The organism is Nitratireductor sp. GCM10026969, from assembly GCF_042660605.1.
In the GTDB taxonomy this organism is placed as follows: domain Bacteria; phylum Pseudomonadota; class Alphaproteobacteria; order Rhizobiales; family Rhizobiaceae; genus Chelativorans.
The window spans coordinates 1-8,222 of record NZ_JBHSUM010000175.1 but is presented as its reverse complement, the minus strand read 5'-3'; the positions used below and the strand labels follow the sequence as shown (position 1 = coordinate 8,222).

At 65.8% G+C, this 8,222-nt stretch carries 10 protein-coding genes and 1 pseudogene; all 11 read left to right on the top strand.

Features of this window, described 5'->3' with window-relative positions; all coding sequences use genetic code 11:
• The coding region (locus ACFP9U_RS21985) for a glycoside hydrolase family 3 N-terminal domain-containing protein (RefSeq protein ID WP_378624743.1) at positions 1–494 on the top strand (494 nt) is incomplete at its 5' end.
• A gap of 25 nt (positions 495–519) precedes the next feature.
• A complete protein-coding gene (locus ACFP9U_RS21980) occupies positions 520–1,377 on the top strand; it encodes a segregation and condensation protein A (RefSeq protein ID WP_378624741.1) in 858 nt (285 codons plus the stop codon).
• Complete coding sequence (gene scpB / locus ACFP9U_RS21975; protein ID WP_378624740.1) at positions 1,374–2,114, top strand: SMC-Scp complex subunit ScpB; 741 nt, start codon at positions 1,374–1,376, stop codon at positions 2,112–2,114. The genes ACFP9U_RS21980 and scpB overlap by 4 nt, the downstream gene beginning before the upstream one ends.
• A 45-nt stretch (positions 2,115–2,159) precedes the next feature.
• Complete coding sequence (locus ACFP9U_RS21970) at positions 2,160–3,263, top strand: ABC transporter ATP-binding protein (RefSeq protein ID WP_378624738.1); 1,104 nt, start codon at positions 2,160–2,162, stop codon at positions 3,261–3,263.
• Between the two features lie 36 nt (positions 3,264–3,299).
• The gene (locus tag ACFP9U_RS21965) at positions 3,300–3,524 is read left to right on the top strand and encodes a twin-arginine translocase TatA/TatE family subunit (protein WP_378624737.1); all 225 of its coding nucleotides are present in this window, start codon (positions 3,300–3,302) and stop codon (positions 3,522–3,524) included.
• A gap of 39 nt (positions 3,525–3,563) precedes the next feature.
• Positions 3,564–4,178 (top strand): Sec-independent protein translocase protein TatB, encoded by a 615-nt coding sequence (gene tatB / locus ACFP9U_RS21960; RefSeq protein WP_378624735.1) that lies wholly within the window; start codon positions 3,564–3,566, stop codon positions 4,176–4,178.
• A gap of 44 nt (positions 4,179–4,222) precedes the next feature.
• Positions 4,223–5,047 carry a twin-arginine translocase subunit TatC gene (tatC, locus tag ACFP9U_RS21955; RefSeq protein ID WP_378624744.1) on the top strand — a complete coding sequence of 275 codons (825 nt, stop codon included), beginning with the start codon at positions 4,223–4,225 and terminating at the stop codon, positions 5,045–5,047.
• A 59-nt stretch (positions 5,048–5,106) separates the two neighbouring features.
• Entirely contained in the window at positions 5,107–6,405 is a 1,299-nt protein-coding gene (gene serS, locus ACFP9U_RS21950; RefSeq protein ID WP_378624734.1) for a serine--tRNA ligase, read from the top strand.
• A gap of 5 nt (positions 6,406–6,410) precedes the next feature.
• Complete coding sequence (gene surE / locus ACFP9U_RS21945) at positions 6,411–7,169, top strand: 5'/3'-nucleotidase SurE (RefSeq protein ID WP_322450864.1); 759 nt, start codon at positions 6,411–6,413, stop codon at positions 7,167–7,169.
• Positions 7,166–7,819, top strand: a complete 654-nt coding sequence (locus tag ACFP9U_RS21940) for a protein-L-isoaspartate(D-aspartate) O-methyltransferase (RefSeq protein ID WP_378624732.1) — start codon at positions 7,166–7,168, stop codon at positions 7,817–7,819. Before surE ends, ACFP9U_RS21940 begins: the two co-directional genes overlap by 4 nt.
• Positions 7,820–7,992: 173 nt before the next feature.
• Positions 7,993–8,222, top strand: a pseudogene (locus tag ACFP9U_RS21935) (hypothetical protein); the annotation flags it as partial.

Genomic DNA, 8,222 nt, shown 5'->3' with positions numbered 1-8,222 from the left:
GCCACGGCCGCGCCGGCGCCGATAGCCACCTGGCGCTGCCGCGCGTCGAAGCTTCGCTGGAGGCGCTGCGCGCCCGTGACTTCGTGCCCTTCAAGGCGTTGAACGACCTGCCCATGGCGATGACGGCGCATGTCGTCTATTCGGCAATCGATCCCGAGCATCCGTCCACCACCTCATCCCGCGTGATAGAGGACATCATCCGCGGCGAAATCGGCTTCGACGGGCTCCTGATGAGCGACGACATCTCGATGAAGGCACTTTCTGGGGATTACGGCGCGCGCACGTCGGCGATCCTTGCAGCCGGCTGCGATGTCGTCCTTCATTGCAACGGCGCGATGGCCGAGATGCGGGCCGTCGCCCAACGAACGCCGGCTTTGTCCGGCAAGGCTCTGCTGCGCGCGGAGCGGGCCCTTGCCGCGGCGGGCGTCGGAGAACGCATGGACGAGACCGCGTTGCGAGCGGAGTTTTTATCGCTCATCACCGCCGCGGTTTAGACGCGACGAGAAGGAAACGGCTGAAATGGCCGAGGCGAAACAGAAAGCGGAAGACCAGGACGGGGCGGGCAAACCCATCCCCATGGACAAGCTGTGGGCGCCCGAGAGCGAGGAGCGGGGCGTCTCCGAACCGGCCTTGACTGTCGATGTCGAGGGCTTCGAGGGGCCGCTGGACCTGCTCCTGCATCTGGCGCGCAACCAGAAGGTGGATCTTTCGCGCATTTCCGTCCTGGCGCTCGCGGAGCAATATCTTCAGTTCATCGAACGCGTGCGGCAGATGCGTCTGGAGCTTGCCGCCGACTATCTCGTGATGGCGGCCTGGCTCGCCTACCTCAAGTCGCGCCTGCTCATCCCCAAGCAGCAGGATGACGAGGAGCCTTCCGGCGAAGAAATGGCGGCGCTCCTGCAATTCCGCCTGAAGCGGCTGGAGGCGATGCGCGATGCGGCGGCGCGGCTCGTCAACCGCAACCGGCTGGGACGGGACGTGTTCGCCCGCGGCATGCCCGAGCCGGTGGTCGTCCAAAAGCGAAGCGACTATTCGGCAACGCTCTACGACCTGTTGACCGCCTATGCCGGCCAGCGCCAGCGCCGCGCCATCACCAGCGTCCAGATCGCCAAGCGCGGGGTGTGGTCGCTGAAGCAGGCGCGCGAGATCCTGATCCGCCTGATCGGCGAGTTCTCGGAATGGACGACGCTCGACCGGTTTCTCATCGCCTATCTGACACAGCCCGAGGATCGGCGCACCGCGGTCGCCAGCACCTTCGCCGCCTCCCTCGAACTGGTGCGCGAGGGCACACTGCAGATCCGCCAGCACGAGCCCTTCGCGCCGCTTTACATGCGCAATGCCGCCGAGGCAGCCCACCAAGAGCGGAAGACCCCATGAACGACAGCGGCAACGTGGTTCCATTCCGTGCCGAGGACGAGGGACCGGCAGGGGAGGTCGATCGGCAGGCGGAAGGGCATGGCATTTCCTTCGCCGAAGCAAAGCGCATGGCCGAAGCGCTGGTCTTCGCCAGTGCCGAGCCCGTCTCCTCCAAGGCGCTCGCCGCGCGGCTGCCGGACGGTCTCGACATCGGCGCGGTCATGGAGGAGTTGAAAAGCGATTATGCCAGCCGGGGCGTCAATCTGGTGCGAGTGGCGGACTGCTGGGCCTTCCGCACGGCCGGTGATCTCGCCTTTCTGCTCAGCCGCGACGCGGTGCAGCAGAAGAAGCTCTCGCGCGCGGCGCTGGAGATGCTGGCGGTCATCGCCTATCACCAGCCGGTCACGCGCGCCGAGATCGAGGAGATCCGCGGCGTGGAGACCTCCAAGGGCACGCTGGATACGCTGCTGGAGACCGGCTGGATCCGGATGCGTGGACGCCGGCGCACGCCGGGGCGCCCCGTTACCTACGGGACGACGACCGAATTCCTGGATCATTTCGGACTGGAGGAATTGCGCGACCTGCCGGGGCTGGACGAACTCAAGGGCGCGGGACTGCTTTCGGCACGCATGCCGTCCAATTTCTCCGTTCCACAGCCGCCGACCGACGGCGATGCTCTCGCGGAAGACGAGGATCCGCTGACCGATATCGATCTGGAGGAACTCGGTCTGTTGACACCCCGTGCCGAGGATGATTGATCGCTTCCGGCGCAGGCGCGCGGGCAGAGGCGAGAACCCGGGGAAATGAGCGGAACGAGCGAAAAGCCGGCACGGGTGACCGCCGGGGTCACCTTCGGCGCCAGGCTTGCCTTCGAGCAAATCCATCACCGCTTCGCGTCCGACCAGGTCACGCTCCAGGATGTCTCCCTCGTCGCCGAGCCGGGGGAGGTTCTGTGCCTGCTTGGGCCGTCGGGGTCTGGCAAGACGACGCTTCTGCGCATTGCCGCGGGAATCGAGAGCCAGAGTGCGGGGCGGGTGCTTCTCAACGAGCGCGAAATCGCCGGTCCGAACGTGTTCCTCCCGCCGGAGCAACGCTCGATCGGGCTGGTGTTCCAGGATTTTGCGCTTTTCCCGCATCTCACCATCCTGGACAATGTCCGCTTCGGGCTGACGGCCCTTTCGCGCGAGGAGGCGAGGAACGAGGCGATGGCCGCGCTTTCGCGCGTGGGGCTGGAATCCTACGCCGGCGCCTATCCGCATGTCCTTTCGGGCGGCGAGCAGCAACGCGTGGCGCTGGCCCGTGCGCTCGCGCCGCGCCCGGCGGTGCTTTTGATGGACGAGCCGTTCTCGGGCCTCGACTCCCGGCTCAAGGACACGGTGCGCGCCGAAACGCTGGCCATCCTGCGGCAGAGCCGGGCGACGGCGATCGTCGTCACCCACGACGCGGAGGAGGCGATGCGCATGGGCGACCGCATCGCGCTTTTGCGCAGCGGGCAGTTGATCCAGACGGGGACGGCGGAGGAGCTCTACCTCCAGCCGGCGGATCTTTTCGTCGCCGGCTTTTTTTCCGAGCTCAACCTGTTCGGCGCGCGCGTGGCGGGCGGTGCCGCCGACACGCCGCTTGGCCGGTTTGCGGCGCCAGGGCTCGACGAGGGTGCTGCCGTGACGGTGGCTGTCCGTCTGTCGGGGCTGGAACCCTGCGCGGAGGAGGATGGCGTGGCCGCACGCATCCTGTCGCGGCGCTTCCTGGGAGTGGTGGAACTGCTCGAACTTGGGGTCGAGGGAGTCGACGAGCACCTGCGGGCGCGCGTGCGCTGCGGGCTGCTTCCCCCCGGTATTCGCGACATTTTTCTGAAAGTGCGTCCGCGCGACGTTCTTGTGTTTGAAAGACAGAGCGAAAGCGCATAAATCAGGTAACAACCTCAGGAAACGGGCAGAGATATCATGGGTTCCTTTTCAATCTGGCACTGGCTTATCGTGCTTGTGGTCGTTTTGCTCCTTTTCGGCCGGGGCAAGATCCCCGAGCTGATGGGCGACATGGCCAAGGGCATCAAGAGCTTCAAGAAGGGCATGGCCGATGACGAGGCCGCCGACGAGCCGAAGACGGTGGAGCACCGCTCCGAGGAGTCGGTGAACGGCGCCAAGGAAAAGGCAAGCAAGTCGTCCTGATTTTGGCGCGGCCGGACCGCATCCTCGGAACAACGCTCGATGTTTGATTTCGGATGGCCTGAACTTCTCGTCATCGCGATTGTGCTGATCGTGGTGGTGGGGCCGAAGGACCTGCCGCGCGTCCTGCGCGGCTTCGGCCGCACGACGAGCAAGCTCAAGGTGATGGCGGGCGATTTTCGCAAGCAGTTCGACGAAGCGCTGCGCGAGGCGGAGCTCGACGATGTGAAGGGGCTTGCCGATGAGGCGCGCAAGCTCGATCCGCGGCGGGAAATCCGCAAGCACATGGAGCCGCTGAACCAGGTCGGCCGCGACATTCGCAGCGGCCTCGATGATGCTACGAAGCCCAAGGCCAAGGAGGCGACCGGCGATACGGCCCAAGAGAGCGCACCGGCCAAGACCGGCGCGACCGCCATTGCGGGCGAGGACTCCAAGGCCGCGAAGTCCGTGTCGGCCAAAAACACGGCGGCCGCCAAACCCGCGGCCGGCAAGAAGGCGTCGTCCACCAAGCCGGCCGCGGCGAAGAAGGCATCCGGCGAGCCGGTGTCGCAGGGCAAGGCACCCGGCAAATCCGCCGCCACCACAAAAACCGCTGCGAAGCGACCCGCGCCGAAATCCACCGCGGGCAAGAAGAAAACGACGGGAACCGCGCCGTGAGCGCCAAGAACGACGACGACATCGATAAGTCCTCCGCGCCGCTGATGGACCATCTCATCGAGCTGCGCTCACGGCTGATCTGGGCGATTGCCGCTTTTTTCGTGGCGTTTCTGGTGTGTTTCTTCTTCGCCAAGGAGATCTTCAACCTCCTGGTGATTCCCTTCCAATGGGCGAGCGACTGGGCCGGGCTCGATTCGGAGCAGGTCGATCTTATTTATACCGCCCCGCAGGAGTTCTTCTTCACCCAGATCAAGCTCGCCATGTTCGGCGGGCTGGTGCTGGCGTTCCCGATCATCGCTTTGCAGGTCTACAAATTCGTGGCGCCGGGGCTCTACCGCAACGAGCGGCGCGCTTTCCTGCCGTTCCTGGTGGCCTCGCCGGTCCTCTTCCTCATCGGCGGCGCGCTCGTCTATTTCTTCTTCACGCCGATGGTAATGTGGTTCTTCCTGTCGATGCAGCAGGTGGGGCCCGACAACGAAATCCACATCTCGCTCCTGCCGCGCGTGTCCGAATATCTCGGGCTTATCATGACGCTCATCCTGTCCTTCGGCCTGGTCTTCCAGCTGCCGGTGGTCACGACGCTGATGGCGCGGGTGGAACTGCTTACCTCCCAGGGGCTTGCCGACAAGCGCAAATACGCCATCGTCGCCGCCTTCGTGGTGGCGGCAGTGCTCACGCCGCCCGATCCGGTCAGCCAGATCGGTCTTGCGCTTCCCACCATCCTTCTCTACGAGATTGCCATCTGGAGCGCCCGTATGGTGGAGCGCAGACGCGAGAGGGACAGGGCGGCGCGGCAGGCCGCGGAAGAGGAGGCCGATTCGGCGGCAGGCGGTTCGGAGACGAGCGCCAGCACCGGTTCCGCTTCCTAAATCCTTCGTCTTCGCGTTCTGTCGCGGGCGGTTGTCATTCGCACGCCCGGAAGCCGAACATGCTCGATATCAGATGGATTCGCGAAAACCCCGAAGCCCTTGCCGACGCGCTGAGGAAGCGCGGGCATTCGGCGGAGGAGGCGACGTCCATCGTCGAGGCCGTGATCCTGGCCGACGAGGCAAGACGTGCGCATCTGGGCCGGTTGCAGGAGGCGCAGGAGCGCCGTAACGCCGCCTCCCGTGAAATCGGTATCGCCATGCGCGCGGGGGAGAAGGAAACGGCCGAAAGGTTGAAGGCCGAGGTCGCGGAGCTGAAAAGCTTCGTCCAGAACGGAGAGGCGGAAGAGCGCCGGCTGGACGCCGAACTTCGCGACCGGCTCGCCGGCATCCCCAACCTGCCGCTGGACGATGTCCCGGTCGGCGCCGACGAGAGCGACAATGTCGAGATCCGCAAGGCCGGCGAGACCTTCCGGCCGAACTGGGCGCGCGAGCATTTCGAGCTTGGCGAGGCGCTCGGCCAGATGGATTTCGAGCGTGCGGCGAAGCTGTCTGGCAGCCGCTTCACCGTGCTTTCCGGACAGCTTGCGCGGCTGGAGCGCGCGCTCGGGCAGTTCATGCTCGACCTGCACACGAACGAGCACGGCTATACGGAGGTTCAGCCGCCGCTTCTGGTGCGCGACGAGGCGCTGTTCGGCACGGGGCAGCTGCCGAAGTTCGCGGAGGACCTGTTCCAGGCCGGGGAGAGCCATTGGCTCATCCCCACTGCCGAAGTCCCGCTCACCAATCTCGTGCGCGAGGAGATCCTGGAATCCGGCCAACTCCCGCTGCGCTTCACCGCGCTCACGCCCTGCTTCCGCTCCGAAGCCGGTTCGGCGGGGCGGGACACACGCGGCATGCTGCGCCAGCACCAGTTCTACAAGGTCGAGCTGGTCTCGATCACCGATGCCGAGAGCTCGCTCGACGAGCACGAGCGCATGACGGAGTGCGCCGAGACGGTCTTGAAGAAGCTCGGCTTGCCGTTCCGCACCGTGATCCTGTGCACCGGCGACATGGGCTTCGGCGCGCGCAAGACCTATGACATCGAGGTGTGGCTGCCAGGGCAGGGCGCGTATCGCGAGATCTCCTCCTGCTCGGTTTGCGGCGACTTCCAGGCGCGGCGCATGAACGCGCGCTACCGGCTGCCCGACGAGAGGCAGCCGCATTTCGTCCACACGCTGAACGGTTCCGGCGTCGCGCTCGGCCGGGCGCTGATCGCCGTCATGGAGAACTACCAGAACGAGGACGGAAGCATTTCCATTCCCGACGTCCTGCAGCCCTATATGGGCGGGATGCAACGAATCGAGGCGGCGAAAGGCTAGGCACAGTGCGCATACTTCTGACCAATGACGACGGCATCCATGCCGAGGGGCTCCAGGTTCTGGAGCGGATCGCGCGCACGCTCTCCGACGATGTCTGGGTGGTCGCGCCGGAGACCGACCAATCCGGGTTCGCGCATTCGCTGTCGCTTTCGGAGCCCCTGCGCATGCGCAAGATCGACGACCGCCATTTCGCGCTGCGCGGCACGCCGACCGACTGCGTCATCATGGGCGTGCGCAGGGTGATGGACTCCCCGCCCGACCTGATCCTGTCCGGCGTCAACAACGGCACCAACGTGGCCGACGACCTGACCTATTCCGGCACGGTGGCGGGTGCCATGGAAGGTACGCTTTTGGGTATCCGCTCGATCGCGCTCAGCCAAGCCTACGATTTTTCCGACGACATTCGCTATATCCCATGGGACACGACCGAGGCGGTCGCGCCGGCCCTCCTGAAGAAGCTGGTCGGCACCGAACTGCCGCGCGGCGTCTTCCTCAACGTGAACTTCCCCAACTGCCGGCCCGAGGAGGTGAAGGGCACGGTGGTGACGGCGCAGGGCAAGCTTGTGCACGGGCTGTGGATCGACGAGCGCCGGGACGGCCGCGGCTTTCCGTACTATTGGCTGCGCTTCGGTCCCAAGGAGGAGGAGGTGCGCGAGGGCAGCGACCAGGCCGCTGTGCGCGACGGCCGGGTTTCAGTCACCCCGCTTCACCTCGATTTGACGGCGCACGAGGTCCGGGAGAGGCTGGCAAAGGCGATTCTGTGACGGGGACGGGCCAGGATCAACGCGAGGACTTTGCCGCTTTCATGCTGCGCATGCGCGCCCGCGGCGTGACCTCGAACGAGCTTTTCTCGGCGATGGAGGCCATCCCGCGCACCGGCTTCGTGTCCGCCGAGTGGCAGCGATGGGTGTGGTCCAACCGCACGGTGCCCATTCAGTGCGGCGAGACGCTCGAGGGCTGCGATTTGCAGGCGGCGATGATTCATGCGCTCGAACTCAATCCGGATGTGCGCGTCCTGGAGATCGGCACCGGCTCGGGCTACACCGCGGCGGTGATGGCGCGGCTCGCCGGGCGCGTGCTCACCGTGGATCGCTACAAGACTCTGGTCGAGCAGGCGCGCCTGCGCCACGAAGGCTTTGGCCTGACGAATGTCTTCACCCGGCAGGCGGACGGGTCCGACGGCGTCGCCGACGGCCCGTTCGACCGCATCATCGTATGGGCCGCATTTGACGAGGCTCCCCGCCGCTTCGCGGACTTCCTGGCAAGCGGCGGCATGATGATCGCGCCCGTCGGCCCGCCGGAGGACGTGCAGATGATGACGCGTTTCGTGAAGGTGGGCAGCCGGTTCGAGCGCACCGATCTCGAGCCCGTGCGTCTCCAGCCGCTCATTGAGGGCGTCGCGCAGGCACTGTGAATGCGCCGACTTTCTCCAGCTTAACCGCCCAGTAACATTAACGCGTTCTAATCGGACCTGTACTCGCGTATTGGCCGCCGACGGCACGATGCGCAGATTCAACACCTGCAGAGTCCTTTGCGCGCCCTAAGGGTGCATGGCGCTGCAGGAACGGGACAAGTGCGGGTAGGTTCATGCGTTTCGGCATCACAGGACATTTCAGGAGCACGCTGGCGCGCGGAGCGGCGGCCGTCGTGCTCGGCGGACTGGCGGCTGGCTGCGGCGCGGGCGCCTCGAGCCTGACCGATGGCCTCGTCACCAATTCGACCACCTCGAGCAGGCCGGTTACGGTGGCCCAGGCCAACCAGCCCTATCCCGGCGACATGCAGGGCAGGCGCGCGCAGCCGAATTATGAGCGGGTCAT

Bases quoted from the DNA above. Each gene is read 5' to 3' on its own strand.
- ACFP9U_RS21980 (WP_378624741.1), top strand. From the start codon at position 520: ATGGCCGAGGCGAAACAGAAAGCGGAAGACCAGGACGGGGCGGGCAAA.
- scpB (WP_378624740.1), top strand. From the start codon at position 1,374: ATGAACGACAGCGGCAACGTGGTTCCATTCCGTGCCGAGGACGAGGGA.
- ACFP9U_RS21970 (WP_378624738.1), top strand. From the start codon at position 2,160: ATGAGCGGAACGAGCGAAAAGCCGGCACGGGTGACCGCCGGGGTCACC.
- ACFP9U_RS21965 (WP_378624737.1), top strand. From the start codon at position 3,300: ATGGGTTCCTTTTCAATCTGGCACTGGCTTATCGTGCTTGTGGTCGTT.
- tatB (WP_378624735.1), top strand. From the start codon at position 3,564: ATGTTTGATTTCGGATGGCCTGAACTTCTCGTCATCGCGATTGTGCTG.
- tatC (WP_378624744.1), top strand. From the start codon at position 4,223: ATGGACCATCTCATCGAGCTGCGCTCACGGCTGATCTGGGCGATTGCC.
- serS (WP_378624734.1), top strand. From the start codon at position 5,107: ATGCTCGATATCAGATGGATTCGCGAAAACCCCGAAGCCCTTGCCGAC.